This is a genomic window from Phaeospirillum tilakii (assembly GCF_042683125.1).
GTDB lineage: Bacteria > Pseudomonadota > Alphaproteobacteria > Rhodospirillales > Magnetospirillaceae > Phaeospirillum > Phaeospirillum tilakii.
Genome location: NZ_JBHUIY010000009.1, coordinates 38,379 through 64,072, shown reverse-complemented (window position 1 = coordinate 64,072; position 25,694 = coordinate 38,379). Strand labels below are relative to the sequence as shown.

The 25,694-nt window shown below is 70.4% G+C and carries 23 protein-coding genes; 18 read left to right on the top strand and 5 right to left on the bottom strand.

What is annotated here, in order from left to right:
• The first annotated feature begins 38 nt into the window (after positions 1–38).
• The 4 genes from ACFSNB_RS06505 to ACFSNB_RS06490 all read left to right on the top strand — a co-directional run bounded on the left by ACFSNB_RS06505 (position 39) and on the right by ACFSNB_RS06490 (position 3,169).
• Positions 39–722, top strand: coding sequence for an HAD family hydrolase (locus tag ACFSNB_RS06505; RefSeq protein ID WP_377315224.1), 684 nt, complete (start codon positions 39–41; stop codon positions 720–722).
• A gap of 75 nt (positions 723–797) precedes the next feature.
• The gene (gene hfq, locus ACFSNB_RS06500) at positions 798–1,052 is read left to right on the top strand and encodes an RNA chaperone Hfq (protein WP_377315223.1); all 255 of its coding nucleotides are present in this window, start codon (positions 798–800) and stop codon (positions 1,050–1,052) included.
• A gap of 66 nt (positions 1,053–1,118) precedes the next feature.
• Complete coding sequence (gene hflX / locus ACFSNB_RS06495) at positions 1,119–2,402, top strand: GTPase HflX (protein WP_377315266.1); 1,284 nt, start codon at positions 1,119–1,121, stop codon at positions 2,400–2,402.
• On the top strand, positions 2,399–3,169 hold the full coding sequence (locus tag ACFSNB_RS06490) for an inositol monophosphatase family protein (RefSeq protein WP_377315222.1): 771 nt from the start codon (positions 2,399–2,401) through the stop codon (positions 3,167–3,169). Before hflX ends, ACFSNB_RS06490 begins: the two co-directional genes overlap by 4 nt.
• A 190-nt stretch (positions 3,170–3,359) precedes the next feature.
• On the opposite strand, the gene tcuC is transcribed toward ACFSNB_RS06490, so the two are convergent.
• On the bottom strand, positions 3,360–4,631 hold the full coding sequence (tcuC, locus tag ACFSNB_RS06485; protein ID WP_377315221.1) for a tricarballylate/proton symporter TcuC: 1,272 nt from the start codon (positions 4,629–4,631) through the stop codon (positions 3,360–3,362).
• Between the two features lie 396 nt (positions 4,632–5,027).
• Between tcuC and ACFSNB_RS06480 the strand changes: the two genes are divergently transcribed.
• From ACFSNB_RS06480 to ACFSNB_RS06465, 4 genes are all read left to right on the top strand, one after another.
• Positions 5,028–5,510, top strand: a complete 483-nt coding sequence (locus tag ACFSNB_RS06480; RefSeq protein ID WP_377315220.1) for a hypothetical protein — start codon at positions 5,028–5,030, stop codon at positions 5,508–5,510.
• A gap of 124 nt (positions 5,511–5,634) precedes the next feature.
• Positions 5,635–6,924, top strand: a complete 1,290-nt coding sequence (gene proS / locus ACFSNB_RS06475) for a proline--tRNA ligase (protein WP_377315219.1) — start codon at positions 5,635–5,637, stop codon at positions 6,922–6,924.
• A gap of 90 nt (positions 6,925–7,014) precedes the next feature.
• Positions 7,015–8,259, top strand: a complete 1,245-nt coding sequence (locus tag ACFSNB_RS06470; protein ID WP_377315218.1) for a lipoprotein-releasing ABC transporter permease subunit — start codon at positions 7,015–7,017, stop codon at positions 8,257–8,259.
• Positions 8,252–8,941: an ABC transporter ATP-binding protein gene (locus ACFSNB_RS06465; RefSeq protein WP_377315217.1), complete on the top strand. Its 690-nt coding sequence runs from the start codon at positions 8,252–8,254 to the stop codon at positions 8,939–8,941. Before ACFSNB_RS06470 ends, ACFSNB_RS06465 begins: the two co-directional genes overlap by 8 nt.
• Before the next feature lie 51 nt (positions 8,942–8,992).
• On the opposite strand, the gene ACFSNB_RS06460 is transcribed toward ACFSNB_RS06465, so the two are convergent.
• Positions 8,993–9,502 (bottom strand): GNAT family N-acetyltransferase, encoded by a 510-nt coding sequence (locus ACFSNB_RS06460; protein ID WP_377315216.1) that lies wholly within the window; start codon positions 9,500–9,502, stop codon positions 8,993–8,995.
• A gap of 104 nt (positions 9,503–9,606) precedes the next feature.
• The gene (locus ACFSNB_RS06455) at positions 9,607–10,257 is read right to left on the bottom strand and encodes a GntR family transcriptional regulator (protein ID WP_377315215.1); all 651 of its coding nucleotides are present in this window, start codon (positions 10,255–10,257) and stop codon (positions 9,607–9,609) included.
• Between the two features lie 118 nt (positions 10,258–10,375).
• Between ACFSNB_RS06455 and ACFSNB_RS06450 the strand changes: the two genes are divergently transcribed.
• From ACFSNB_RS06450 to ACFSNB_RS06410, 9 genes are all read left to right on the top strand, one after another.
• Entirely contained in the window at positions 10,376–11,764 is a 1,389-nt protein-coding gene (locus ACFSNB_RS06450) for an SLC13 family permease (RefSeq protein WP_377315214.1), read from the top strand.
• 58 nt (positions 11,765–11,822) lie between these two features.
• On the top strand, positions 11,823–12,098 hold the full coding sequence (locus ACFSNB_RS06445) for an acylphosphatase (protein ID WP_377315265.1): 276 nt from the start codon (positions 11,823–11,825) through the stop codon (positions 12,096–12,098).
• A gap of 74 nt (positions 12,099–12,172) precedes the next feature.
• The gene (locus ACFSNB_RS06440; protein ID WP_377315213.1) at positions 12,173–13,528 is read left to right on the top strand and encodes a GH1 family beta-glucosidase; all 1,356 of its coding nucleotides are present in this window, start codon (positions 12,173–12,175) and stop codon (positions 13,526–13,528) included.
• Positions 13,529–13,692: 164 nt separating this feature from the next.
• Entirely contained in the window at positions 13,693–14,118 is a 426-nt protein-coding gene (locus tag ACFSNB_RS06435; RefSeq protein ID WP_377315212.1) for a bacteriohemerythrin, read from the top strand.
• A gap of 85 nt (positions 14,119–14,203) precedes the next feature.
• Positions 14,204–15,175, top strand: a complete 972-nt coding sequence (locus ACFSNB_RS06430) for a thiamine pyrophosphate-dependent dehydrogenase E1 component subunit alpha (protein WP_377315211.1) — start codon at positions 14,204–14,206, stop codon at positions 15,173–15,175.
• Positions 15,168–16,223: an alpha-ketoacid dehydrogenase subunit beta gene (locus ACFSNB_RS06425; RefSeq protein ID WP_377315210.1), complete on the top strand. Its 1,056-nt coding sequence runs from the start codon at positions 15,168–15,170 to the stop codon at positions 16,221–16,223. The genes ACFSNB_RS06430 and ACFSNB_RS06425 overlap by 8 nt, the downstream gene beginning before the upstream one ends.
• 75 nt (positions 16,224–16,298) lie before the next feature.
• A complete protein-coding gene (locus tag ACFSNB_RS06420; protein WP_377315209.1) occupies positions 16,299–17,471 on the top strand; it encodes a DegT/DnrJ/EryC1/StrS family aminotransferase in 1,173 nt (390 codons plus the stop codon).
• A 21-nt stretch (positions 17,472–17,492) separates the two neighbouring features.
• Positions 17,493–18,434: an NAD-dependent epimerase/dehydratase family protein gene (locus tag ACFSNB_RS06415; RefSeq protein ID WP_377315208.1), complete on the top strand. Its 942-nt coding sequence runs from the start codon at positions 17,493–17,495 to the stop codon at positions 18,432–18,434.
• Positions 18,435–18,597: 163 nt separating this feature from the next.
• Positions 18,598–20,802 carry a heavy metal translocating P-type ATPase gene (locus tag ACFSNB_RS06410; RefSeq protein WP_377315207.1) on the top strand — a complete coding sequence of 735 codons (2,205 nt, stop codon included), beginning with the start codon at positions 18,598–18,600 and terminating at the stop codon, positions 20,800–20,802.
• Between the two features lie 142 nt (positions 20,803–20,944).
• On the opposite strand, the gene ACFSNB_RS06405 is transcribed toward ACFSNB_RS06410, so the two are convergent.
• Both ACFSNB_RS06405 and ACFSNB_RS06400 read right to left on the bottom strand, forming a co-directional pair.
• Positions 20,945–23,236, bottom strand: coding sequence for a tetratricopeptide repeat protein (locus ACFSNB_RS06405; RefSeq protein ID WP_377315206.1), 2,292 nt, complete (start codon positions 23,234–23,236; stop codon positions 20,945–20,947).
• A gap of 123 nt (positions 23,237–23,359) precedes the next feature.
• Entirely contained in the window at positions 23,360–24,031 is a 672-nt protein-coding gene (locus ACFSNB_RS06400; RefSeq protein WP_377315205.1) for a hypothetical protein, read from the bottom strand.
• A gap of 220 nt (positions 24,032–24,251) precedes the next feature.
• Between ACFSNB_RS06400 and ACFSNB_RS06395 the strand changes: the two genes are divergently transcribed.
• The gene (locus ACFSNB_RS06395; RefSeq protein ID WP_377315204.1) at positions 24,252–25,685 is read left to right on the top strand and encodes a sensor histidine kinase; all 1,434 of its coding nucleotides are present in this window, start codon (positions 24,252–24,254) and stop codon (positions 25,683–25,685) included.
• The last annotated feature ends 9 nt before the right edge of the window (positions 25,686–25,694 follow it).

The window sequence follows — 25,694 nt, the reverse complement described above, 5'->3', positions numbered from 1 at the left end:
GCCCAATAATGTTGGGGCCAAATGAGAAAAACCGTCTGATGCTCTCTTCGTTGCCGCGCCCGCGCGCGATTCTGTTCGATTGGGACAACACCCTGGTCGATTCCTGGCTCTGTATCCAGCACACCTACAACGCCACCTTCCGCCATTTCGGCATGCCGGAATGGGACATGGCCCAGACCAAGGGCCAGGTCGCCGCCTCGATGCGGGATTCCTTCCCGGCGATGTTCGGCGAACGCTGGCAGGAGGCGGCCCGGGTGTTCAGCGCCGCCTTTGCCGCAATCCATCTCGATCATCTCGCCCCGCTGCCGGGCGCGGCGCGGCTGGTGGCCGGGCTGGCCGGGGCCGGGGTGACGCTGGCGGTGGTCAGCAACAAGCGCGGCCATTTCCTGCGGGCCGAGGCCGAGGCACTGGGCTGGACCGCTCATTTCGCCCGGCTGGTCGGGGCCGAGGACGCCCCGGCCGACAAGCCCGATCCGGCGGCGGTGGCGCTGGCGCTCGACGGCACCGGCCTCGCCCCTTCCCCCGAGGTGTGGTTCGTCGGCGACGCCACCGTCGATATCGAATGCGCGGTGCGCGCCGGCTGTACCCCGGTGCTGCTGCGCCCCGAGCCGCCGCGCCCGGGTGAATTCGTCGCCCCCCCGGCCCGGGTCGTGCCCGACTGTGCCGGGCTGGCGGCGCTGCTGGCGGAAGTAGCGATTCCCATCGCCCCGGAATGGTGCTAACCAACGGGATAGACCGGGGAGCCACCCCGGCGTCGCCCCCGCAATCGAAACGGGCCAAAAGAACGGATCCTACACATGTCCGCTGAGAAGAATCAAAACGTTCAAGATGTTTTTTTGAATCATATTCGCAAGAACAAGGTGCCGGTGACGGTTTTTCTGATCAACGGGGTCAAGCTGCAAGGAATCGTCACCTGGTTTGACAATTTCTCGGTGCTGCTGCGCCGCGACGGACATACCCAGCTGGTCTACAAGCACGCGATTTCGACGGTGATGCCGTCCACGCCGATCGTTCTGTTCGATCCGGCCGCCAAGGAAGGTGGTGAAGAGTAGGTGAGCGGGTCCGCATCCGACCGGCCCCCGGCGGGGCCGTCCTCCCCCGGCCGTCAGGCCGCCCTGGTGATCCATCCGGCCCGGCGCGGCGCCGGCGCGGGCGAGGCCGAAGCCCGCCGTCCCGAGGCCCGGCTGGCCGAGGCGGTCGGGCTGGCCGGGGCGATCGACCTCGACGTGGTCGCGGCCGAGGTGGTGGCGGTCAGCCGGCCGCGCCCGGCCACCCTGATCGGCAGCGGCGCGGTCGAGCGGCTGGCCGAGACGGTCGAGGCGGCCGGCATCGCCCTGGTGGTGGTCGATGCCGCCTTGTCGCCGGTGCAGCAGCGCAACCTCGAAAAGGCCTGGGGCTGCAAGGTGATCGACCGCACCGGCCTGATCCTGGAAATCTTCGGCGCCCGCGCCCGCACCCGCGAGGGCACGCTTCAGGTCGAGCTGGCGGCGCTCAGTTACCAGCGGTCGCGGCTGGTGCGGTCGTGGACCCACCTGGAACGCCAGCGCGGCGGCTTCGGCTTCCTGGGTGGCCCGGGCGAGACCCAGATCGAGGCCGACCGCCGGCTGATCGGCGAGCGGATCGTCAAGCTCCAGCGTGAACTGGACGAGGTCAAGCGCACCCGCGACCTGCACCGCAAGGCGCGCCGCCGGGTGCCCTATCCGATCATCGCCCTGGTCGGCTACACCAACGCCGGCAAATCGACCCTGTTCAACACCCTGACCCGGGCCGAGGTGATGGCGCGCGACATGCTGTTCGCCACCCTCGACCCGACCATGCGCACCCTGACCCTGCCATCGGGGCGGCCGGCGATCCTGTCCGACACGGTGGGGTTCATCTCCGACCTGCCGCATGAGTTGGTCGCCGCTTTCCGCGCCACCCTCGAAGAGGTGCTGGAGGCCGACGTGGTGGTCCATGTCCGCGACATCTCCCACCCCGACAGCGCCGCCCAGGCCACCGACGTCGAGACGGTGCTGCGCGAACTCGGCGTCGGCGAACTGGTCGATGACGGGTTGCTGGAGGCGCTCAACAAGATCGACCGGCTCGACCCGGCCGGGCGCGAGGAACTGCTCAACCAGTCGCGCCGCCATCCCAACCAGATCCCGCTGTCGGCGGTCAGTGGCGAGGGCCTGCCGGCGCTGCTGGCCGAGATCGACCAAAGGCTGGGGCAGGGGCGGGCGGTGCTCGACGTCGCCCTGGCGCTCAGCGACGGGGCGACCATCGCCTGGCTCTACCGCCATGGCGAGGTGGTGGCCCGTCGCGACGACGAGACCCAGGCCTATCTGCGGGTCAAGCTCGACCCGGCCGACCTGCACCGCTTCCAGCGCCGTCAGGCCGCCGGGCGCGCCGCGCCGCCCTCATGACCGGATGGCCGGACCCGCAGGCGGTTGCCGCCCTGCTGCGCGAAGTGGCGGCGGCCGAGATCCTGCCCCGCTTCGGCTGTCTTGCCCCCGGCGAGGTGCATGAAAAGGCCCCGGGCCAATTGGTCACCGCCGCCGATATCGCCGCCGAACGCGCCCTTGCCGCCGGCCTCGCCCGGCTGGCGCCCGGGGTGCCCTGTGTCGGCGAGGAGGGGGTGGCGGCCGATCCCGCCCGGCTCGCCCTGCTGGAACGCCCCGGTGCGGTATGGGTGATCGACCCGGTCGATGGCACCGCCAATTTCGCCAAGGGCTCGTCCCGCTTCGCGGTGATCCTGGCCCTGGTGATCGACGGCGTCACCCGCTGCGGCTGGATTTACGACCCGGTGGCGGGGCGGATGGTGATCGCCGAACGCGGCCAGGGCGCATGGGAGGGCGACCGCCGCCTCGCCGTGCTGCCGGGCGGGCCGCTCGACCGCCTCAGCGGCTCGATCCGGCGCGGCTCGCGCCTGCAAGGCCGGGTCGCCCACGTCCTGCGCCAGGGCAGCGCCGCCCACGATTACCTCGATCTGGTCGGCGGCAAGCTGCATTTCGCCCATTTCCGCCGGCTGATGCCGTGGGACCACGCCGCCGGGGTGCTGATCCATGCCGAGGCCGGCGGCCATGGCCGGATGCTCGACGGCAGCCCCTACCAGCCGCGCGCCAGCGAGGGCACCCTGCTGCTGGCGCCCGATCCCCAGGTGTGGGACCTGCTCCGCGCCGGGCTGGCGTAATAAACCCCTCCCGTGGGCTCCGCCCACCCCCGCCAAGGGCCGCAAGGCCCTTGGATCCCCTTGGTGGTCGGGCGCGGACCGGCCTTTCCGCTTGGGCGCGAGCGTTTGCCGCGCGAAGGGCAAGGGAAAGGGTTCCAAGGGCCTTGCGGCCCTTGGCGGGTGCGGGCAGAGCCCGCGAACAGTTGATACCTCAAGGTTGAAGCTTGAAGCGCGGAAAGGCCAGCAACGCGCCGATCGCCAGCAGGGCGGCGAAGGACAGCCACGCCCCCGGGATCGCCGGATTGCCGCTGACATGGATCAGGTAGGTGCAGATCGCCGGGGTGAAGCCACCGAACAGGGTCTGCGACAGGCTGTAGGCCAGCGAGAAGCCGGCGGTGCGGACCTCGAACGGCATGATCTCGGTGACATGGACGATCATCGCCCCATTATAGAGGGCATAGAGCACCGCCAGTGTTTCCTCAACCTCCAGCATCCGGGTCAGCGACGGCGCCGCCGCCAGCCAGGACAGCAGCGGATAGGCGGCCAGCAGGATCAACCCGGCGGCGGCCAGCATCACCGGGCGGCGGCCGACCCGGTCGGACAGGGCGCCGCCGAGCGGGACGCACACCACGTTGGTGATCCCGACGCACAGGGTCACCAGCAGGGCGTCGCGGCTCGACAGATGCAGCACCGCGCTGCCGAAGGTCGGGGTGTAGGCGGTCAGCAGATAGAACGCCGCGTTGCTGATCGTCACCATCAGCATGCCGAGCAGGATGATCCGCCAGTGGGTCGCCACCCCGCGCAGGATGTCGCGCACGGTGGGGTGGTGGCGGCGGGCGGCGAAGGCCTCGGTCTCGGTCAGGCCGCGCCGCAGCAGCAGCAGGGCCGGGATGATCAGGCAGCCGATCAGCATCGGAATCCGCCAGCCCCAGGCCTCGACCTCGGCCAGCGGCAGGGCCGAATGCAGCGCCACCCCGATCGCCGCCGCCGCCACCACCGCCAGATTGAGGCTGGCCGACTGCCACGCCACGTAGAGGCCGCGCTGGCCGGGCGGCGCGATCTCGGACAGGTAGACCGAGACTCCGCCCAGCTCGACCCCGGCCGAGAAGCCCTGCAACAGCCGGCCCAGCACCACCAGCAGCGGGGCGAACAGGCCGAGGGTGGCATAGCCGGGCAAGGCGGAGATCAGCACCATCCCGAGCGCCATCAGCGCCAGCGTCAGCAGCAGTCCGGCGCGGCGGCCGTGATGGTCGATATAGGCCCCCAGCACGATCGCCCCCAGCGGCCGCATCAGGAACCCGGCGCCGAAGGTCATCAGCGTCAGCATCAACGAGGCGAACTCGCTGTCGGCGGGGAAGAAGGCCCGGCCGATCGCCCCGGCGTAATAGCCGAACACCATGAAATCGTACATTTCGAGGAAATTGCCGCTGGCGACCTGGACCACCCGCCAGATCTTCGCCCGCAGCCCCGTCGCCGCCGTCATGCCGTCCGCTCCCCCTCCTGTGGCGTGGCCGGGCGCATCTTCGGAGCGGGCGGCGGACATGGCAAGGGGCGGTGTTGCCGTGGCGGTTGGGCGAAAACGGTTGCGGCGGAACCGTCACCGGTCCCGCCGCTTTTCCTGGTTCCACCGTTTAGGGGGCATCCTCCTGACTCCGGAGCCGCGTCAAGAGGCTGGTCGTCGTCTTGAAGGTCGTTCCCGTTGCCCGGGCTTGTAGGGGGAGAGTACGCAATTTTGTTGTGCCTGTCACCCTGATTTTTGTGGGCTTGTTGCGGCGGGGCGGTCGGAAAGGCAACGGACGCAAAGGAAGGCCGCTTCGGTCTTGCGCGGGGAGCGGGGCGGGCGCACTCTGGCCGGCGGCAGGAACAGGAGACCCCCCCCATGGCCCGCCATTTCCCGTTGCCGTTGTTTCGCGCCGCCCTGCTGGCGGCGGCGATCCTCGCCCCGCCGGCCTGGGCCGAGGGGCCGGGGGCGCTTCAGACCGTGACGATCAGCCGCCAGGATTGCGCCCGGCTGGTTCGCCATGTCCCCGACGCCGACGTTGCCTATCAGCCGGGAGTCGATGTGCGCGGGCGCAAGGTGGCCCCGGCCGACCTCGACCCCGCCGCCGCCGATTTCGCCCGCCGGGTGGTGCCGGAAACGCTGGAAATCCCGCTCCGGATCAACCCGATCAATTACCGCAAGAACATGGCCGGTACCGACGTCACCCGCGGTCTCGGCAAGGCGTTCGAGCGCAGCGACACCACCATCGGCGTGGTCAAATATGATTTCCGTACCAACAGCTTCACCTACAACGACCAGCCGATGATCGGCGACGACCAGCGCGCCCTGGCCGAGGCCTGCGCCCAACGCGGCGCGCGCTGACCGGGGCCCCGCCGGCGGGGCATGTCTGCCCCCGGCATTGGGGCGGCGGCGGAGCCGTGACAGTCCGGGCAATCCGGGCTACAGTCCCGGCTTTCCCGCCTTTCCCGAATACCAGAGGACCGTCATGCGTCGTTCCAGCTATTTCCTGCCGACCCTCAAGGAGACGCCGTCCGAGGCCCAGATCGCCTCGCACCGGCTGATGCTGCGGGCCGGGATGATCCGTCAGTCGGCCGCCGGCATCTATACCTGGCTGCCGCTCGGGCTCCGGGTGCTGCGCAACATCGAGCGGATCGTGCGCGAGGAGCAGGACGCCGCCGGCGCCCAGGAACTGCTGATGCCGACCATCCAGTCGGCCGACATCTGGCGGGAAAGCGGCCGCTATGACGCCTATGGCAAGGAGATGCTGCGCATCCGCGACCGCCACGACCGCGAGATGCTCTACGGCCCGACCAACGAGGAACTGATCACCCAGGTCTTCCGCGACAACGTCAAGAGCTACCGCGACCTGCCCAAGACCCTCTACCACATCCAGTGGAAGTTCCGCGACGAGGTGCGGCCGCGCTTCGGCGTGATGCGCGGGCGCGAGTTCCTGATGAAGGATTCCTATTCGTTCGATCTGGATTTCGAAGGCGCCAAGCGGTCTTACGAGGCGATGTTCACCGCCTATCTCAAGACCTTCAAGCGGATGGGCCTGACCGCGATTCCGATGCGGGCGGATTCCGGGGCGATCGGCGGCAACCTCACCCACGAATTCCACATCCTCGCCGAAACCGGTGAAAGCGGCGTGTTCTACGACGTCGCCTACGAGGAACTGGCGGCGAAGGGCGAGATCGATCTCGCCGCGCTCGACCGGCTCTATGCCGTCACCGACGAGAAGCACGACCCCAACGCCCCCGGCGTGCCGCCGGCCGAGCGCCTGCGCGAGGCGCGCGGCATCGAGGTCGGCCACATCTTCTATTTCGGCACCAAATATTCCAAGCCGATGAACGCGGTGGTCCAGGGGCCGAACGGCGATGCCATTCCGGTCGAGATGGGCTCCTACGGCATCGGCGTGTCGCGGCTGGTCGGCGCGATCATCGAGGCCTATCACGACGAGCGCGGCATCATCTGGCCGGACAGCGTCGCGCCGTTCAAGGTCGGGCTGATCAACCTCAAGAGCGGCGACGCCGCCTGCGACGCGGTGTGCGAGGATCTCTACGCCAAGCTGACGGCCGGCGGGCGGGAGTGTCTTTATGACGACCGCGACGAGCGGGCCGGGGTCAAGTTCGCCGACATGGACCTGATCGGTCTGCCCTGGCAGCTGGTGGTCGGGCCGAAGGGCGTCGCCGCCGGGCTGGTCGAGCTGAAGAACCGCGCCAGCGGCGAAAAGGTCGAGCTGTCGGCCGAATCCGCGCTGGCCCGGCTGTTCGGCTGACGCCGATCTGGTGGGCTCCGCCCACGCCCGCCAGGGGCCGCAAGGCCCCTGGACCCCGGCGATTCGCCGGCAACGCAATGGGATGACGGCATGATCTTCGGTTCCTTCGAACGGATGGTGGCCTTCCGCTATCTGCGGGCGCGGCGGCGGGAAGGGTTCATTTCGGTGATCGCCGGCTTTTCGCTGGCCGGCATCGGTCTCGGCGTCGCCACCCTGATCGTGGTGATGGCGGTGATGAACGGGTTCCGCCACGAATTGCTGTCGCGGATCCTCGGCATCAACGGGCATGTCGGGGTCTATGCCGCCGACGGGGCGCTGACCGGCTATGAATCGCTGGCCCAGCGCATCCGCAACCTGACCGGGGTGACGATGGCGATCCCCACCGTCGAGGGGCAGGTGTTCGCCACCTCGCCCGCCGGCGGCACCGGGGCGATGGTGCGCGGCGTCGCCCCCGAGGACCTGCTGGCCCGGCCGATCTTCAGCGCCCACTGGCGCGGCGATCCCGCCGCCTTCAGCGGCGACGACGCGGTGGTGCTGGGCTCGCGGCTGGCGGAAAAGCTGGGGGTGACGATCGGCGACACCGTCTCGATCATCTCGCCCAAGGGCAACGCCACCGCCTTCGGCACCGTGCCGCGGATGCGCGGCTACCGGGTGGTCGGCACCTTCAATGTCGGCATGTTCGAATATGATTCGGCCTTCATCTTCATGCCGCTGGCCGCCGCCCAGACCTATTTCCGCCTGCCCGGCGCGGTGTCGCAGATCGAGGTGTTCCTCGACGATCCCGACCGGGTGCCGGCCCTGCGCGGCGACCTGTTCCAGATCACCGGCGGTCAGGCCCGGATCTATGACTGGCAGCAATCGAACGCCAATTTCTTCAACGCGGTCCAGGTCGAACGCAATGTGATGTTCCTGATCCTGACCCTGATCATCCTGGTGGCGGCGTTCAACATCATCTCCAGCCTGATCATGCTGGTGAAGGACAAGGGGCGCGACATCGCCATCCTGCGCACGATGGGGGCGACGCGGGGGATGATCATGCGGATCTTCTTCCTGTCCGGCGCCTCGGTCGGGGTGGCCGGCACCCTGTTCGGCACCCTGCTCGGGGTGTGGTTCGCCACCCATATCGAGCAGATCCGCCAGTTCATCCAGTCGATCATCGGCCGCGACCTGTTCGCCGCCGAGATCTATTTCCTGACCCAATTGCCGGCCCGGGTCGAACCCGGCGAGGTGGCGACGGTGGTGGCGATGGCGCTTGGCCTGTCGTTCGCCGCCACCATCTACCCGTCCTGGCGGGCGGCGCGGCTCGATCCGGTGGAGGCGTTGCGCTATGAGTGAGGCCATCAGCGAGGGGCTGCGCCTGTCCGGCATCCGCCGCCGCTTCGCCCAGGGCAAGGAAACCCTGGCGGTGCTGAACGGGGTCGATCTGACCCTGCGGTCCGGCGAGATCGTTGCCCTGGTCGGCCCCTCGGGCGCCGGCAAATCGACCCTGCTGCACATCGCCGGTCTGCTCGAACGTCCGGATGAAGGCGAGATCCACCTCGCCGGCACCGCCGCCGGCGACCTGTCCGAGGGCGAGCGCACCCGGCTGCGCCGGCTCCATCTCGGCTTCGTCTACCAGTACCACCACCTGTTGCCGGAATTCTCGGCGGTCGAGAACGTGATCCTGCCGCAGATGATCGCCGGGGCCAGCCGCCGCTCGGCCCGCGCCCGTGCTCTCGGCCTGCTCGACCGGGTCGGCCTCGCCGCCCGCGCCGAACACCGCCCCGGCCAGCTCTCCGGCGGCGAACAGCAGCGGGTGGCGATCTGCCGCGCCCTCGCCAACGCCCCCAAGGTGCTGCTGGCCGACGAACCGACCGGCAACCTCGATCCCCATACCGCCGAAACGGTGTTCGCCGAACTGCTCGGCGTGGTGCGCGGCAGCGGCGTCGCCGCCCTGATCGCCACCCATAACCCCGAACTGGCCCGCCGGATGGACCGCGCCGTCACCCTGCGCGAAGGCGTGCTGGTAGAGGTCTGATCTTCAAGCATTGTTCGTGTGAGTGAGCGCGGGCCTCCGGCCCGCGCTTTTTCATGGGCGCTGCCCATGCCCGCCAAGGGCCACAGGCCCTTGGATCCCCTCGATCTCAACAAGAGTTCGAAACATCACCAAGGCATCGACATAGCCGAGTCCAGGATGGTGAAATACCTGAGGCAAGCGGCCGACAATCTCGAAACCGAAAGATTGCCATAACGCCACGGCCCGGAGGTTGGTGCTGACGACGAAATTGAACTGCATCCCGCGGAACCCGCACTTTCTCGCGTGATGCAGCGAATGCGCACACATCGCGCGAGCCACACCGCGACCGGTGGCGGCGGGCGCAGTCATGTAGCCGCAATTGCAGATGTGTTTTCCGCCCCCCGCCTGATTGGGACGCAGATAATAGGTGCCGACGATTTCGCCGCCCTGTTCGGCGACGAAGGTTTCCCGATCAGCGCCCAGCCAATAGGCCAGGGCGTCCCGCTCGCTCATGTCCCGATCGAGGGCGTAGGTTTCGCCGGCCTGGATGGTCGGGCTCAGGATCCGCCAGATCGACTTCATATCCCCGATGTCGGCAGACCGTATAAGCATGGCGGCCCTCGTGCTTGAAAACCAATGGGTTCCAAGGGCCTTGCGGCCCTTGGCGGGTGCGGGCGGAGCCCGCGTCAGTCCAGATCCCCGTCGCGTATCGAGCCGGCGAGGCGGTGGATGTGGTGGCGGGTGATCGCCTCGGCGGCGTCGGAATCGTGGCGGGCGACCGCCGCGACCATTTCGACATGTTCGTCGGTACGTTCGTCGAAATCGCCGCCCTTGCGGTTGCGGCGCAGGCACATCGCGGTGCTGCGGGTCCACAATCCCGCCACCAGCTCGGTCAGGGTGGCGTTGCCGCCCAGTTCGGTCAGGCGGGTATGGAATCGATTGGCCTCAAGGGTATAGGCCTCGATCTCGCCCTGCTGGATCAGGTCGCGCTGGTGGGCGATCGAGCGTTCCAGTTCGGCGATCTCGTCCGGGGTGGCGCGCTGGGCGGCGAGGCGGGCGGCGAGGCCCTCCAGCGCGGCGCGGACGGTGAAGATCTCGCGCAGCCGCTTGATGTCGAAGCCGATGAAGAACACCCCCTGGCGCGGCCGCACCTCGACCATCCCCTCAGCCTCCAGCCGGGCGATCGCCGACCACACCGGCGAGCGGCTGACCCCCAGGCCGCGCGACAATTCCTCGACGCTGATCTTGTCGCCGGGCAGGAAGCGCCGCCCGCTCAGCAGATCCTCGCGAATCGCGTCATAAGCCTGGTCGGCCAGCTTGGTACGGTTGAGAGTCACGGTCGGCCTCGCGGACAAAAGCGGGGGAGGGAAAACGGCCCCGATCCTGCCTGAGCTTGCGGTCGGGCGCCAAGCTGTTTAGTGTAACACGTAACATGAAACACGACAGGAGGCGGCGATGGCCGCGATGAGGGTGTGGAGAGGATTGGCCGCCGGTCCGGTCATCGCCTGGATGGCGGTGGTTCTCGGCGCGGCGGTGCTGGCGCTGCGGCCGCTGCCGGGCGGGGAAAGCACCGCCCTGGCCCTGACCATCGCCTGCCTTGGCCTGTGGGCCACCGGGGCGATCCCCGAGGTGGTCACCGCGGTGATCTTCTTCACCGCCGCGATGCTGCTGAAGGCGGCCCCGCCCGGAGTGGTGTTCGTCGGCTTCGAATCCGCCGCGCTGTGGCTGATCTTCGGCGGGCTGGTGATGGGGGTGGCGGTCAAGGAGACCGGGCTCGGCGACCGCATCGCCCGCCGGCTGTGCTCGCTGTTCGGCGGCAGTTACGGCGCCCTGATCGGCGGCGTCGCCCTGGTCGGCACCGCGCTCGGCTTCCTGCTGCCCTCGTCGATGGGGCGGGCGGTGCTGCTGATGCCGATCGCGGTCGGGCTGGCGGCGCGGGCCGGGTTTCGCCCCGGCTCCAACGGCCATCTCGGGGTGGTGCTGGCCGCCGCCTTCGGCTGCCACGTCTCGACTTTCGCCATCCTGCCCGCCAACGTCCCCAATCTGGTGATGATCGGCGCCGCCGAGACGCTGCACTATCCCACGCCGACCTATGGCGAGTATCTGCTGCTGCATTTCCCGGTGCTGGGGGTGATCAAGACCCTGGTGCTGGTCGCGCTGATCGTGCGGATGTGGCCCGACACGCCGCGCCCCGAGGCGGCCGAGGCGGCGCCGGCCGCCTTCAGCCGCAACGAGCGGGTGCTGTCGCTGGTGCTGGCCGCCGCCCTGCTGCTGTGGGCGACCGACTTCCTCCACCATGTCAGCCCGGCCTGGGTCAGCATGGCGGCGGCGGTGGCGCTGCTGCTGCCGGGGATCGGGCTGGTCGATCGCCATGCCCTCAACAGCAAGGTCAATTACGGCTCGATGCTGTTCGTCGCCGGGATCATGGGGCTGGGGGCGCTGGTCGATTCCTCCGGGCTGGGCCACCGGCTGGCCGAGGCGGTGATCCCGCTGCTGCCGCTGGCGCCCGGCCATCCGGTCGGCAATTTCGCCGGCCTCGCCATCCTCGCCACCCTGGTCAGTCTGGTCACCACCCTGCCGGGGGCGCCGGCGGTGCTGACGCCGCTGACCGGGCGGCTGGCCGAGGCTTCCGGCCTGCCGGTCGAGACGGTGCTGATGACCCAGGTGCTGGGCTTTTCCAACCCGATCCTGCCCTATCAGTCGGCGCCGCTGGTGGTGGCGCTCCAGCTCGGCGGCGAGCGGATCGCTCCGGCCCGCAATCTGTGCCTGATCCTGGCCCTGGTCACCCTGTTGGTGCTGCTGCCGCTTGATTTCCTGTGGTGGGCGCTGCTCGGGCGGCTGTAGCCAAGCCGGCGGCGGCGTGGTTTAATTTCCTGTCACCGGGAGCGCCGCCATGACCGAAATCAAGCATGTTCGCGTGGTGATCGAGGGCCGGGTCCAGGGCGTGTGGTTTCGCGGCTGGCTGGCCCAGCAGGCGGGCGAGCGGGCCCTGTGCGGCTGGGTGCGCAACCGGTCCGACGGCACGGTCGAGGCCGTGCTGTCCGGTCCGGCCGCCACGGTCGAGGCGATGGTGGCCGCGTGCCATGTCGGCCCGCCGGCGGCGCGGGTGTCGCGCCTGTCGGTCGAGGCGGCCGAGCCGCCGGCCGGATCCGGTTTCCATCCCCGTCCCACCTGCTGAAGGCCGCCGCGATGAGCGCCCGCCGCTCCCCCTTCCATCCCAGTCGCCGTCAGTTCCTAGCCGGAGTTGCCGCCATGACCGTCGCCCCATCCGTCTCCGCCGCCCCCGCCCGCACCTTTCCCGAGGATTTCTTCTGGGGGGCTTCCAGCGCCGCCTATCAGATCGAGGGAGCGACCGAGGCCGACGGCCGAGGCCCCTCGGTGTGGGACAGCTTCACCGCCCGGGGCCGGATCAAGGACGGCAGCTCGGCCCGGGTCGCCTGTGACCATTACCACCGCTATCCCGAGGACATCGCCCTGATGAAGCAGGCGGGCTTTTCCGCCTACCGCTTCTCGCTGGCCTGGCCCCGGATCATTCCGGCCGGGCGCGGCGCGGTCAATCCGGCCGGGCTCGATTTCTACGACCGGCTGGTCGATGCCATCCTCGCCGCCGGGATCCGGCCGATGGCCTGTCTGTTCCACTGGGACCTGCCCCAGCCGCTGGAGGATGCGGGCGGCTGGCGCAACCGCGCCATCGCCGACGCCTTCGCCGAGTACGCCCGGGTGGCGGTCCGCCGGCTCGGCGACCGGGTCGGCGACTGGTTCACCCTCAACGAGCCCAATGTCGTCGCCATCAACGGCCACGGCACCGACGACCACGCCCCCGGCCTGCGTCTGGGGGAAAAGGGCGTGCTGACCGTGCTGCATCACCAGAATCTGGCCCAGGGCGACGCCTTCCGGGCGATGCGGGCCGAACGGAGCGGGCTGCGCCTCGGCACCGTCTGCAACCTCCAGCCGGCCCGGGCCGAGAGCGACCGGCCGGACGATCAGGCGGCGGCGATCCGCTGGGACGCGGTGTGGAACCGGGTGCCGCTCGACGGGGTGATGCGCGGCGCGGTGCCCGACGTGCTGGCACCATGGTTCGAGGGGATCGTCCAGCCCGGCGACCTCGACCGGATCCGTTTCCCGATCGATCTGCTCGGCATCAACTATTACTCGCGGATGACGATGAAGCACGAGCCGGGCCGGCTGTTCGACGCCGGTTGGGGCGATGCGCATTGCCAGCGTTGGACCGGGATGGGCTGGCCGGTCCAGCCGGACGGGCTCTACGACCTTTTGCTGGAGTTCAAGCAGCTTTACGGCAATCCGGCGGTGTTCATCGCCGAGAACGGTGCCGCCTATGACGACGTGGTCACCCCCGATGGCAAGGTGCACGATGCCGAGCGGGTCGCCTTCCTGCGCGACCATGTCGCCGCGGTCGGCCGTGCCCTGGCCGAGGGCTGCAACGTCAAGGGCTATCTGGTGTGGTCGCTGCTCGACAATTTCGAGTGGGCGGAGGGGCTGTCGAAGCGTTTCGGCATCGTCCGGGTCGATTACGACACCCTGCAACGGATCCCCAAGGACAGCTACCACTGGTTCGCCGAGACCATCCGCGCCGGCCGGGTGGTCTGAACGCGATTGGGCTTTCGCCCAAACCCAACCGGGGCGATGCCCCGGACCCCCTTTTTTTCGAAAAAGAAGGGGGTTTGGGGCATCGCCCCAAGCGGGCGCGGGCGGCAGCCCGCCTGGCGGTTGACAGGGTTCCCGCCCTCTGCGACCATGGTCAAGCACTTGAGATGGCGACAGAAATCATGAAGGTAGACTGGGTTCCGACCATGGAGACCGGCATCGCGGCGGTCGATCAGGACCACCGTGATCTGGTCGGGATGATCAACCGGCTCGACGACATGCTGGAGGCCCGTGCCGAACTGGCCGGGATCGGCGCGGTGATCGACGATCTGGTCGCCTTCGCCGAGCATCATTTCCGCCGCGAGGAGGAGATGCTGCTGCGCGCCGGCTATCCCGATGCCGCCGGCCACGGCGCCAGCCATGCCGGCTTCAGCCACCGTCTCGGCGCGATGCTGGCCGGCTGCATGATCGATCCCGGGCCGGAATCGATCGGCCGGCTGCACGCCCATCTTCAGGCCTGGCTGGTCGAACACATCCTGACCGAGGACATGCGCTACGTCAGCTTTCTGCGCGACGCCCCGCCACCGCCCTGACGCCCCGTTCCGGACGCTGCGTTAAAACTTCCTTTGCCGTCATCGTGCTTTCGTTCCCATTCCTGCCACCCGCCGGGGGAACAGCTTGGACCCGACCCTGATCGCCCGCCTCTATGCCGGCCTGCGCCGCATCCGCCGCTTCGAGGAAGTCACCGCCGAAATCTATCCCTCCGACCGGATCAAGAGCCCGGTTCACCTCGCCATCGGCCAGGAACAGGTCGCGGTCGGGGTGTGCGACGCGCTGGAGCCGGGCGACTGGGTCGGCGGCTCCTACCGCAGCCACGCGATGTATCTCGCCAAGGGCGGCGCCATGGAAGGGATGATGGCCGAGATGTTCGGCAAGGTCACCGGCTGCTGCCGGGGCAAGGGCGGCTCGATGCATGTCATCGCCACCGGGGCCGGGGTGATGGGCTCGTCGGCGGTGGTCGCCACCCAGGTGCCGGTCGCCGCCGGCTACGCTTTGGCCGCCCAGCGGGCCGGGCAGGGGCGGGTGGTGGCGGTGTTCCTCGGCGACGGCGCCACCGAGGAAGGCTGTTTCTACGAGACGGTCAATTTCGCCGCTTTGCACAAGCTGCCGCTGCTGTTCGTGGTCGAGAACAACGGCTACGCCATCCATGAGCCGCTGACCAAGCGCCGGGCCCGGCCCGAGGGGATCCGGGCCGTCGCCGAGGCGATGGGGGTGCCGGCGGTGCATGTCGCCGATGGCGACCTGTTCGCGATCCGTGACGCCGCCCTCGACGCGGTGGCGGCGCTGCGGGCCGGCGCCGGGCCGCGCCTGATCGAGGCCCAGGTCTATCGCTGGCGCCAGCATGTCGGCCCCAACGAGGATTTCGACCAGGGCTACCGCGACCGCGCCGAGGCCGAACCGTGGCTGGCGGCCGATCAGCTCGCCCGGCTGGCGGCGTTGCTGCCGGCGGCCGAGCGCGAGGCGATCGACGCGGCGATCGAAGCCGAGATCGCCGCCGCAATCCGCTTCGCCGAGGACAGCCCGCCGCCCGATCCGGCCGAGCTGTATGACGGTCCGTCCAGCCACCTGGAGGCCCGCGCCGATGTCTGAGCCGCGCCCGCTGCGCTATGTCGAGGCCCTGCGCGAGGCGCTCGACCAGGAAATGGCACGCGACCCCGCCGTGTTCGTGTTCGGGCTCGACGTCGATGACCATCTCGCCATCCAGGGCTCGACCAAGGGGTTGCTGGACAAATACGGGCCGGAGCGGGTGTTCACCACCCCCCTGTCCGAGGACGCGATGACCGGCATCGCCATCGGCGCGGCGATGGCCGGGATGCGCCCGGTCCATGTCCATATCCGGATGGATTTCATGCTGCTGTGCATGAACCAGCTGGTCAACATCGCCGCCAAGGCCCACGCGATGTGGGGCGGGCAGGTGCGGGTGCCGCTGGTGGTGCGCTCGATGATCGGCAAGTCGTGGGGGCAGGGGGCCCAGCATTCGCAGGGGCTGCATGCCCTGTTCATGCATATTCCCGGCCTCAAGGTGGCGGCGCCCAGCAACGCCCATGACGCCAAGGGCTGCCTGATCGCCGCGATCCGCGACGACGACCCGGTGATCTTCATGGAGCACCGGCTACTCTATCCCACCGTCACCGAGGTCGATCCGGCGCCGTTCGCGGTGCCGCCGGGGCGGGCGCGGGTCTGCCGGGCCGGCGACGACGTCACCATCGTCGGCATCTCCAACATGGTGCAGGAATCGGTGCGCGCCGCCGAATTGCTGGCCGAGGTCGGGGTGGCGGCCGAGGTGATCGATCCGATCTGGCTGCGGCCGCTCGACATCGGCACCATCCTCGCCTCGGCCCGGCGCACCGGGCGGCTGCTGGTGGTTGATAATGGGTGGACCATGTGCGGCGCCTCGGCCGAGATCGTCGCGGCGGTGGCCGAGCGGGCGCCGGAAGCGGGGATCCACGTCAAGCGGATCGGGTTTGCCGACGCCACCTGTCCGACCAGTCCGTGGCTGGAGGCTCATTTCTATCCCAACCCGGCCACCATCGCCGCCGCCGCCTGGGCGCTGGCCCGGCCCGACGCGCCGCCCTGGCAGCCGTCGGAGGAGCGGGCCAAGCTGGCCTATCAGGTGCAGTTCAAGGGGCCGTTCTGATCAAGGCGGGCTCTGCCCGCACCCGCCAGGAGGCGGGGCCTCCTGGACCTCCGGTCCCTGTGGAAGGGTGTGACGATGTTTTATGAATTGGCCGCCCCATCCTGGGGGGAGGAAGAGGTCGCCGCCGCCAAGCGGGTGATCGAGTCCGGGTTCTACACCATGGGGGGCGAGGTCAAGGCGTTCGAGCGGGCGTTCGCCGATTATTTCGGTGTTCGCGCCGGCATCATGGTCAATTCCGGCTCCTCGGCCAACCTGATCGCGGTGGCGGCGCTGGCCTATCGCCAGGATCGGCCGTTGCAACGCGGCGACGAGGTGATCGTCCCGGTGCTGTCCTGGGCCACCACCTATCATCCGCTCCAGCAATACGGGCTGAAGCTGCGGTTCGTCGATATCGAGTTGGAGACGCTCAACATCGATGTCGGGCAGTTGGAGCGGGCGCTGACTCCGCGCACCCGCGCCATCGTCGCGGTGTCGATCCTCGGCAATCCGGCGGCGCTCGACACCCTGCGCGCCTTCGCCGACGCCCATGGGCTTGCGCTGCTCGAGGACAATTGCGAGAGCATGGATGCCGAGTTGGGCGGGCGCAAATGCGGCAGCTTCGGCGATCTCAACACCTTCAGCTTCTTCTTCTCCCATCACATCTCGACGATGGAAGGGGGGATGATCCTGACCGACGACCGCGAGTTGGAGGATCTCTGCCGCAGCCTGCGCGCCCATGGCTGGACCCGTGACCTGCCGGCCGACACCGGGCTCTATCAGCGCGGCGGCAGCGACCATTTCGAGGCCTACCGCTTCATCCTGCCCGGCTACAACGTCCGGCCGCTGGAGATCGAAGCGGCGGTCGGGCGCGAGCAATTAAAGAAGCTGCCGGCGATGACGGCGGCGCGGCGGCGCAACCTCGCTTTGTTCCAGTCGCTGTTCGCCGACGACGAGCGGTTCATCCTTCAGCGTGAGAATGGAACCAGTTCCGCCTTCAGCTTCACCCTGATTCTCAACCCGGCCCATCGGCCCGACCGGGGCCGGGTGTTCGCGGCGCTGAAGCAGGCCGATATCGGCTTCCGCATCATCACCGGCGGCAATTTCCTCCGCCACGACGTGCTGCGCTTCTACGATTACGAGGTGGTCGGCGGCGCCGCCCCCAACGCCGACCTCGCCCACGATTACGGCTTCTTCGTCGGCAACCATCCCCACGACCTCACCCCCCAGATCACCCGCCTGCGCGAGGTGCTGGACACGGTGTGCCGCTAGTAAAAACAGGAGTTTGCGATCATGTCCTGCCACAACATCCTGGTCACTGGCGGTGCCGGCTATCTCGGCTCGATCCTGGTGCCCGAACTGCTGCGCGCCGGCCACCGCGTCACCGTGCTCGACAATTTCCTGTTCAAACAGACCTCGCTTAACCATTGCGTCGCCGATCCCAATTTCGACGTGGTGCGTGGCGACGTGCGCGATCAGGCGCTGGTCAAGTCGCTGCTGGCCAAGGCCGACATCGTGATCCCGCTCGCCGCCCTGGTCGGGGCCCCGCTGTGCAAGCAGGACCCGGTCGGCGCCACCAGCGTCAACCTCGATGCCCAACTGGCCCTGGTCAAGGCGCTGGCGCCGTCGCAGCGGGTGCTGATGCCGATCACCAATTCCGGCTACGGCATCGGCGAGGCCGGCAAGTTCTGTACCGAGGACAGCCCGATGCGGCCGCTCTCGCTCTATGGCATCCACAAGGTCGAGGTCGAGAAGGCGGTGCTCGATCATGGCAACGCGATCTCGTTCCGCCTCGCCACCGTGTTCGGCATGTCGCCCCGGATGCGGCTCGACCTGCTGGTCAACGACTTCACCTACCGCGCGGTCAATGATCGCTTCATCGTGCTGTTCGAGGGCCACTTCAAGCGCAACTACATCCATGTCCGCGACGTCGCCCGCACCTTCCTGCACGGCATCGACAATTTCGAGACGATGAAGGGCCGCCCCTACAATGTCGGCCTGTCCGAGGCCAACCTGTCGAAGATCGAGCTGTGCGCCCGGATCAAGGCCCACGTCCCCGATTTCGTCGTGCTCGAAGCCCCCGTCGGCGAGGACCCCGACAAGCGCGACTACATCGTCTCCAACGAACGGCTGGAGGCGACCGGCTGGCGCCCGGCCTATGCGCTGGATACCGGGCTGGCCGAACTGGTCAAGGGCTATCGCATGATCCGCAACAGCGTCTACAGTAACGTCTGACGGTTCGGCGCCCCCTGTCGGGCTGCCGCCCGAACCCGCCCGGGGCATTCGCCCCGGACCCCCCTTATTTTTGAAAATCAAGGGGGTTTGGGGCATCGCCCCAAACGGGGCCGGGGCGGTAGCCCCGCAACTCCCCCCCGGCCGCCCGTCGCGGAGGCCCCCCATGTCCGATCTCTCCCTCGGCATCATCGGCATGACCTGCGCCGCCTGCTCGGCCCGGCTGGAACGGGTGCTGAGCCGGCTCGACGGGGTCGAACGCGCCCTGGTCAGCCTGCCGGCCGAGCGCGCCGACCTGCGCTACGACCCAACCCGGGTCGGCCTCGCCGAGATCGAGGCGGCGATCCGCCGCGCCGGCTTCGCCCCCGATCCCGCCCGCCGGGGCGAGGACGAAGACCTCGACCGCGCCGAGGCCGCCCGCGCCCAACGCGGCCGGCACGAATGGCTGCTGCTGGCCTTCGCCGCGCTGCTGACCCTGCCGCTGGTGGCCGAGATGGTGGTGATGGTCGCCGCCCCCCACGTCCACCTCAGCCTGTCGCCCTGGGTGCAGATGGCGCTGGCCGGGCTGGTGCTGGCCGGGCCGGGGGCGCGCTTCTACGCCGGAGCCTGGGCGGCCTTGCGCAACGGTGCCGGCAACATGGACCTGCTGGTGGTGCTGGGCAGCTCGGCCGCGTTCGGCCTGTCGGCCGCCCGGGTCATCGCCGGCAGCGACGGCCCGCTCTATTTCGAGGGCGCGGCGGTGGTGGTCACCCTGGTCCTGCTCGGCAAGGTGCTGGAGGGCCGCGCCCGCCACGCCGCCGCCGGAGCGATCCGCGCGTTGATGCGGCTGGCCCCGCCCACCGCCCGGGTCGAGCGCGACGGCATCGAGATCGACGTCCCGCTCGCCCTGGTCGGCCTCGGCGAGAGGGTGGTGATCCGCCCCGGCGAGCGGGTCCCGGTCGATGGCCTGATCCTGGCCGGGGCCAGCAGCCTCGATGAATCCCTGATCACCGGCGAAAGCCTGCCGGTGCCGCGCGGCCCGGGCGAGGCGGTGGTGGCCGGCGCGATCAACGGCGAGGGCCTGCTGCGGGTCGAGACCAAAGGCGTCGGCGCTGAATCGACCCTCGGCCGCATCATCCGTCAGGTCCGCGCCGCCGAGGCCAGCAAGGCGCCGATCCAGGCCACGGTGGACCGGGTGGCGGCGTGGTTCGTCCCGGCGGTGGTGACGCTGGCCGTGGCGACCTTCCTCGTGTGGTGGTTGGCCCTGGACGCCCCGGCCGACGGCTTCGTTGCCGCCGTGTCGGTGCTGGTGGTGGCCTGCCCCTGCGCCCTCGGCCTCGCCACCCCGGCCGCGATCATGGTCGGCACCGGCGTTGCCGCCCGCCACGGCATCCTGATCCGCGACGCCGCCGCGCTCGAACTGGCCCATCGCGTCACCCTGGTGGCGTTCGACAAGACCGGCACCCTGACCGAGGGCCGCCCGGCTTTGGCCGCGCTCCACCCGCTGCCCCCCCTGGACGAAACCGAGCTGCTGCGCCTCGCCGCCTCGGCCCAGCGTGGCAGCGAACACCCGCTCGGCCGCGCTTTGGTCGCCGCCGCCGAGGCCCGGGGCCTCCCCCTCGACCCGGTCGAGGATTTCCGCGCCATCCCCGGCCTGGGCCTCGAAGCCCGCGTCGGCGGCGCCGCCCTGCTGATCGGCAGCCGCCGCCTGTTCGCCGAACGCGGCCTGCCGCTCGGCCCGCTCGATCCGCTCGCCGATGCCGAGGAGGCCCAGGGCCGCGCCCTGATGGCGGTGGCCCGCGACGGCGCGCCGCTCGGCCTGATCGCCCTGGCCGATCCGCCCCGTCCCGGCGCGGCGGCGGCGCTGGCCACCCTGCAAAGGCTGGGGATCGCCACCGCGATGCTGACCGGCGATTCCCCCCGCGCCGCCGCCGCGGTGGCCGCCCAGGTCGGCGTCACCCGGGTCGAGGCCGCCCTGCTGCCCGGCGACAAAAGCGCCGCCCTGGCCCGCCTGCGCCAGGAAGCCGGGGTGGTGGCGATGGTCGGCGACGGCGTCAACGACGCCCCGGCCCTCGCCGCCGCCGATATCGGCATTGCCCTCGGTGGCGGCAGCGATGCGGCGATGCGCGCCGCCGGCCTGACCCTGATGCGGCCCGACCTCGCCTTGGTCGCCGACGCCCTGGCCCTGTCCCGCGCCACCGCCGCCCGCGTCCGCCAGAACCTCGCCTGGGCCTTCGTCTATAACCTGCTGGCCCTGCCGGCGGCGGCAGCCGGCCTGCTGTCGCCGATGATTGCCGCCGCCGCGATGGCGTTCTCGTCGCTGTCGGTGGTGTCCAATGCCCTGTGGCTGCGCCGCTGGAAGCCCCCCGCGACGGAGGGGCGGCGGCGCTGAACGGGGCTGCCGCCCCGACCCCGCCCGGAGGCTGGCGCCTCCGGACCTCCCCCTTGTTCGCAATTTCCCGACAATTGACGGGATCCAAGGGCCTTGCGGCCCTTGGCGGGTGTGGGCAGCGCCCACCTTTTCCTTTTTGGGCTTACCCCGCCACCTTGGCGGCGAGGGCGGCGACGACGCGATCGACCACCGGGCCCCAGCTTTGTTCCTGGCCCTGGCGGAACAGGGTGACGGTGGGGTACCAGGGCGAATCGGTGCGGTCGATCAGCCAGCGCCAGTCGCAGGCGAAGGGCAGCAGGATCCAGGTTGGCTTGCCGAGGGCGGCGGCGAGGTGGGCGACGGCGGTATCGGCGCTGATCACCAGATCGAGCGTTTCGACCAGGGCGGCGGTGTCGTCGAAATCCTTCATCCCGTCGCGGACGTCGCGCAGGCCGGGCAGCGCCGGCAGCATCATCGCGTCGCTGAAGCGGATTTCCTTTTGCAGCGAGATCAGCTCGACCCCCGGCAGGGCCAGCGGGGTCAACTGGGCCAGCGGGATCGAGCGGTTGACGTCGTTGCGGTGCTGGGCATTGCCGCTCCAGGCCAGTCCGACGCGAAGGGCGCGGCGCGGGCCGAGGCGCTGTTCCCAGCCCGCGATCGCCTGGGCCTCGGCCGCGAGGTAGCGTTGGGGGGCCGGAATGGTGTCGATCTGGGTGTCGAACAGGCGCGGCAGGCTGAGCAGCGGGCAGAAGAAATCGAACGGCGGCAGCATGAACACTTCGCCCCGCATCGCCACCCCGGCCACCCCCTCGACCCGGCCGAGCAGCCGGGTCAGCGGCGGTTCGAGCGCCAGCAGCACCCGCGCCCCCTGCGCCGCCAGCAGCGCGGCGTAGCGGCAGAACTGGATGGTGTCGCCGAAGCCCTGTTCGGTATGGAGCAGGATGGTGCGGCCGTCCAGCGGCTCGATGCCGTCCCAGCGCGGCTGGCGGTAGGGGGGCAGGGTGGCCTTCAGCTCGGTATTGTCCCAGCGCGCCTCGTAATCGGCCCAGCCCTGGCGGTAATTGCCGCGCAGCAGATGGGAGAGGCCCCGGTTCCAGCGCGACTTGGCGTGGTCGGGGTTGAGCGTCAGCACCTGATCGTAACAGGTGATCGCCTCATCGACCCGCATCGCGGCGCTGAGGGCGATGCCCCGGTTGTAGTGGGCCTCCGGGTAGTTCGGGTCGAGGTTGATGGCGACGTCGTAGCTGGCCACCGCCTCGTCGAGCCGGCCCATCTCGCGCAGGGTCAGGCCGCGATTGTTGTAGGCCTCGGCATAGTCGGGGCGGGCGGCGATCGCGTCGGCATAGGCGGCCAGCGCCGCGTCGAAGGCGCCGCGCTGCTTGTAGAGATTGCCGCGGTTGAGCAGCGCCTCGGGGTAGGCCGGCCGCAATCCGGCGGCGAGGTCGTAGCTGGCGGCGGCCTCTTCGAACCGGCCCAGTTCCTTCAGCACGATGCCGCGATTGTTGTGGGCCTCGGCGCAATCGGGGCGCAGGGCGAGCAGGGCGTCGTAATTGGCCAGCGCGTCCTCGTGGCGGCCGAGCCGCATCAGCACCGTGCCGCGATTGATCACCGCCTCGACATAATCGGGCCGCAGCGCCACCGCCCGGTCATAATCGGCCAGCGCCTCCTCCAGCCGGTTGGCCTCGGTCAGCAGGGCGGCGCGGATGTAATGGGCCTGGGCCTGTTTCGGATCGACCGCCAGCACCGCGTCATAGGCCTCGAGCGCCGCCTCGCGGCGGGCGAGCCGGGTCAGCAGCCCGGCGCGCTGCATCAGGGTGGGGACATGGGTCGGGCGCAGCGTCAGCGCCCCCTCGCAGGCCGCCAGCGCCGGCTCCAGCCGTCCCTGGCGGGCCAGGATCTCGGCCCGTTCCTGATAGGCCTCGAAACAATCCGGCTTGAGGGCGAGGGCGCGGTCGAGGCTGGCCAGCGCGTCGGCCGGGCGGTCGAGGTCGCGCAGCACCAGGGCGCGGTTGACCTGCGCCTCGGCCGAGCCCGGCCGCAGGGCGATGCAGCGGTCGTAATCGGCCAGCGCCGCCGCGAACTGTTTCTGTTCGCGCAGGATGTTGGCGCGGTTGCCGTGCGCCTCGGCATAATCGGGCTTGAGGGCGATCGCCTGATCGCAGGCGACCCGGGCCGCGTCGAGCTTGCCGGCATGGCGCAGGGTGACGGCGAGGTTGTTGTGGACCGGCGCGTTGTCGGGCAGCAGGGCGGCGGCGCGGCGCAGCAGGGTCTCGGCCTCGTCCAGCTGCCCGGTCTGGGTGTTGCACACCCCGAGCAGATGCAGCGCGTTGAAATGGTCGGGGTCGAGCGCCAGCGCCTGGCGGTAGCGTTCGACCGCGTCGGCGATCCGCCCCCGCTTCTGCAGGGCGAGGCCCTCGGCGAACAGGGAATCGGCGTTTGGCTGGAAGGACGTCATCTCGACCCGCTCGCGAGGAGGAAAGTGATCATACGCGGCGCCGGTCGGGATTCCGGCGGCGCCGCGTCAGGGTGCCGGTTTTTGCCGGGGCTGGCAATCCCGGCCGTGGTGGCGCGGCGGGGGTTATTCGCTTTTGGCGCGCCGGTTGAGCATCGGCTTCATCCCCTCGATCGCCTGCACCACCCGCTCGGCCGGCATCTGGCGCAGGTCGATGCCGAACCAGCCTTCCGGCACCTCCAGCATCCGCTGATCGACGCTGCCGACCTGGAGGTGGGACAGGGTCATCTCGACCGGGCCGGGGGTACCGCCGGCCCCGCCGCTGACCGTGCCGACGGCGCGGACGACGATGTCGTCGCGGGTGGTCCAGATCTCGCCCTGGAAGCCGCCCTTGGGGCCGCTGGCGGTGGCGGTCCAGCGGGTGACGCGCTGGCCGCCCAGGGTTTCCTCGCCGATCCGCTGGCGTTCGACCTGCCAGGAATTCAGTCCGCCGACCAGACCGCTGGCGGCGTCGAGCGACAGGGTGACGTACCAGCGGCCGCCGATGCCGAGGAAATAGGCGGTGCCGGTGTCGCGCTGGATCAGGATCCCCTGGCCGCCGCCCTGGGTGGCGACCTCGCGCCGCTCGCTGCCCTGGGCATGCCAGACATGGCCGCTGTAGCTGCCGCGCGGGCCGTTGAGGGTGAAATCGGCGCTGTAGGGAACAGGGGTGTCGAGCAGGTCGAGGGCGGGCTCGGCGGCCTGGGCGCCGCCGGCGAGCAGGCCGAGCAGGGCCAGGGCCAGACTCCATCGCATCATCGGATCAACCTCGTTGGCGGTCGGCAGCCGGGCTGCCGGGGAGCGCGTCGCGGCGCGGGGCGCGGCGGGGATCACGGCCGCGCTGGGGGCGAGGAAATCACGTCGCCGCCCCCGGCTCAAGCCCCCTGCCGCCGCGCCGGCCGGAAAAATCGTGGTGCCGGGTCGGGGCTGGCCCTATCCTCGCCGGTTGAGGCGCGGCAGGCGGGGGAGAGCGGAACAGGTGAACGACATGGCCGGCCCCGGCGGGCAGAGCTCTGACGAACCGGCCGGCGCGGCGGCCGTCTGGCTGGCGGAACGGATCGAGGCGCCGCTGCTGCTGCTGCGCGACGGCCGGGTGGCGTGGGCCAATGCCGCCGCCGCCGGGCTGTTGGCGGCGGACTCGCCGGCGGCGCTGGCGGGGCGGGCCTGGGACGGGCTGCTGGCCGATGGCGGGACGGACGGCGCGGGGGGGATCCCGCGCCGGGCGCGGTTGCGCCGGGAGAGCGGGGAAAGTTTCGCGGCGGAGATCGAGGCCCAGCCGCTGCCGTTGTCCGGCGGGGCGGGCTGGGCGGTGCTGCTGCGCGATCCGGACGCGGCGGCGGCGGCGCGGCGCCAGACCCTGCACACCGCCCGGCTGGCGATCATCGGCGAGACCGTCGCCGCGCTGGTCCATGATCTGGTCCAGCCGCTCAACGTGATCCGGCTGGGTGCCGAGGCGGCGGTGCTGCTGGCCGACCGTGGCGCCTGCGAGCCCGCCGCCGCCCGCCAGCAATTCGAGCAGATCGCCGGGCAATGCACCCTGGCCGCCGCCCTGATCGCCACCCTGGGCCGGATCTGCCGCTACGAGGAGGCCGCGCCGGCCCCGTTCGACGCGGTGGCGGCGGCGCGCGAGACCGCGCTGCTGCTGCGCGGCCATCTGCTCGGGCATGGGATCGACCTCGACCTGTCCGGTCTCGACGAGGGCGACCGCCCCGCCCTGGTGGTCGGCCGGCGCAGCGAGTTCGAGCAGATGGTGCTGGCGCTGCTGCTCGACGCCGACCACGTCCTGGGTCGGCGCCGCTCGGGGCGCGCCCATCTGCGCCTGCGGGCCCGGCGCGACGACACCCAGCTCTGGCTGGAGATGCAGGACGACCGCCCCGCGGGCGGCGCGGCCGAGGGACACGCCACCCGGGCCGCCGCGGCGACGGTGGCGCAGGCGCTGGGCGGGGCGCTGTGCGGTCAAACGGCGGCCGACGGGGGCCGGGTGACGGTCCGGCTGCCTTTGGCGGCGGTCGACCCCGCCGCGGGCTGCGCCGGGGCGACGCTGCTGCTGGTGGGGGATCTGGCCGGGCGGCTGGCCGGCGATCTCGCCGGCTGGGGCGCCCGGGTCGGCTGTGCCGCGCCGGCCGAGGGCTGGGCCCGCTTCGCCGCCGATCCGGCCGACGTGGTGCTGCTCGACGCGGCGCCCGGGGCCGAGGCCGAGGCGGCGGCGCTGGTGGCGCGTCTGCGCGATTTCGATCCGCTGCTGCCGATCGTGCTGCTGCTGGCGCCGGGCGCGGTGCCGCCGCCGGCGCTGGCCACCCTGGCCGACGAACGCTGCCTGCTGTGGTCCTGGCCGGTGCCGCCGGCCGCGCTGCGCGAGGCGGTCGCCACCTTCCTGCTGCCACCGCCGGGCGAGCCCGGGGCGGAGGAATAGCCGTTCGAT

Excerpts from the sequence above, each read along its gene's own strand:
- ACFSNB_RS06450 (WP_377315214.1), top strand. The coding sequence starts at position 10,376 with ATGGCCGCGATGAGGGTGTGGAGAGGATTGGCCGCCGGTCCGGTCATC.
- ACFSNB_RS06480 (WP_377315220.1), top strand. The coding sequence starts at position 5,028 with ATGGCCCGCCATTTCCCGTTGCCGTTGTTTCGCGCCGCCCTGCTGGCG.
- hfq (WP_377315223.1), top strand. The coding sequence starts at position 798 with ATGTCCGCTGAGAAGAATCAAAACGTTCAAGATGTTTTTTTGAATCAT.
- ACFSNB_RS06410 (WP_377315207.1), top strand. The coding sequence starts at position 18,598 with ATGTCCGATCTCTCCCTCGGCATCATCGGCATGACCTGCGCCGCCTGC.
- ACFSNB_RS06460 (WP_377315216.1), bottom strand. The coding sequence starts at position 9,502 with ATGAAGTCGATCTGGCGGATCCTGAGCCCGACCATCCAGGCCGGCGAA.
- ACFSNB_RS06400 (WP_377315205.1), bottom strand. The coding sequence starts at position 24,031 with ATGATGCGATGGAGTCTGGCCCTGGCCCTGCTCGGCCTGCTCGCCGGC.
- ACFSNB_RS06425 (WP_377315210.1), top strand. The coding sequence starts at position 15,168 with ATGTCTGAGCCGCGCCCGCTGCGCTATGTCGAGGCCCTGCGCGAGGCG.
- ACFSNB_RS06415 (WP_377315208.1), top strand. The coding sequence starts at position 17,493 with ATGTCCTGCCACAACATCCTGGTCACTGGCGGTGCCGGCTATCTCGGC.
- ACFSNB_RS06435 (WP_377315212.1), top strand. The coding sequence starts at position 13,693 with ATGGCGACAGAAATCATGAAGGTAGACTGGGTTCCGACCATGGAGACC.
- ACFSNB_RS06440 (WP_377315213.1), top strand. The coding sequence starts at position 12,173 with ATGACCGTCGCCCCATCCGTCTCCGCCGCCCCCGCCCGCACCTTTCCC.
- ACFSNB_RS06505 (WP_377315224.1), top strand. The coding sequence starts at position 39 with ATGCTCTCTTCGTTGCCGCGCCCGCGCGCGATTCTGTTCGATTGGGAC.
- tcuC (WP_377315221.1), bottom strand. The coding sequence starts at position 4,631 with ATGACGGCGGCGACGGGGCTGCGGGCGAAGATCTGGCGGGTGGTCCAG.
- ACFSNB_RS06490 (WP_377315222.1), top strand. The coding sequence starts at position 2,399 with ATGACCGGATGGCCGGACCCGCAGGCGGTTGCCGCCCTGCTGCGCGAA.
- ACFSNB_RS06465 (WP_377315217.1), top strand. The coding sequence starts at position 8,252 with ATGAGTGAGGCCATCAGCGAGGGGCTGCGCCTGTCCGGCATCCGCCGC.
- ACFSNB_RS06420 (WP_377315209.1), top strand. The coding sequence starts at position 16,299 with ATGTTTTATGAATTGGCCGCCCCATCCTGGGGGGAGGAAGAGGTCGCC.
- ACFSNB_RS06405 (WP_377315206.1), bottom strand. The coding sequence starts at position 23,236 with ATGACGTCCTTCCAGCCAAACGCCGATTCCCTGTTCGCCGAGGGCCTC.
- ACFSNB_RS06470 (WP_377315218.1), top strand. The coding sequence starts at position 7,015 with ATGATCTTCGGTTCCTTCGAACGGATGGTGGCCTTCCGCTATCTGCGG.
- proS (WP_377315219.1), top strand. The coding sequence starts at position 5,635 with ATGCGTCGTTCCAGCTATTTCCTGCCGACCCTCAAGGAGACGCCGTCC.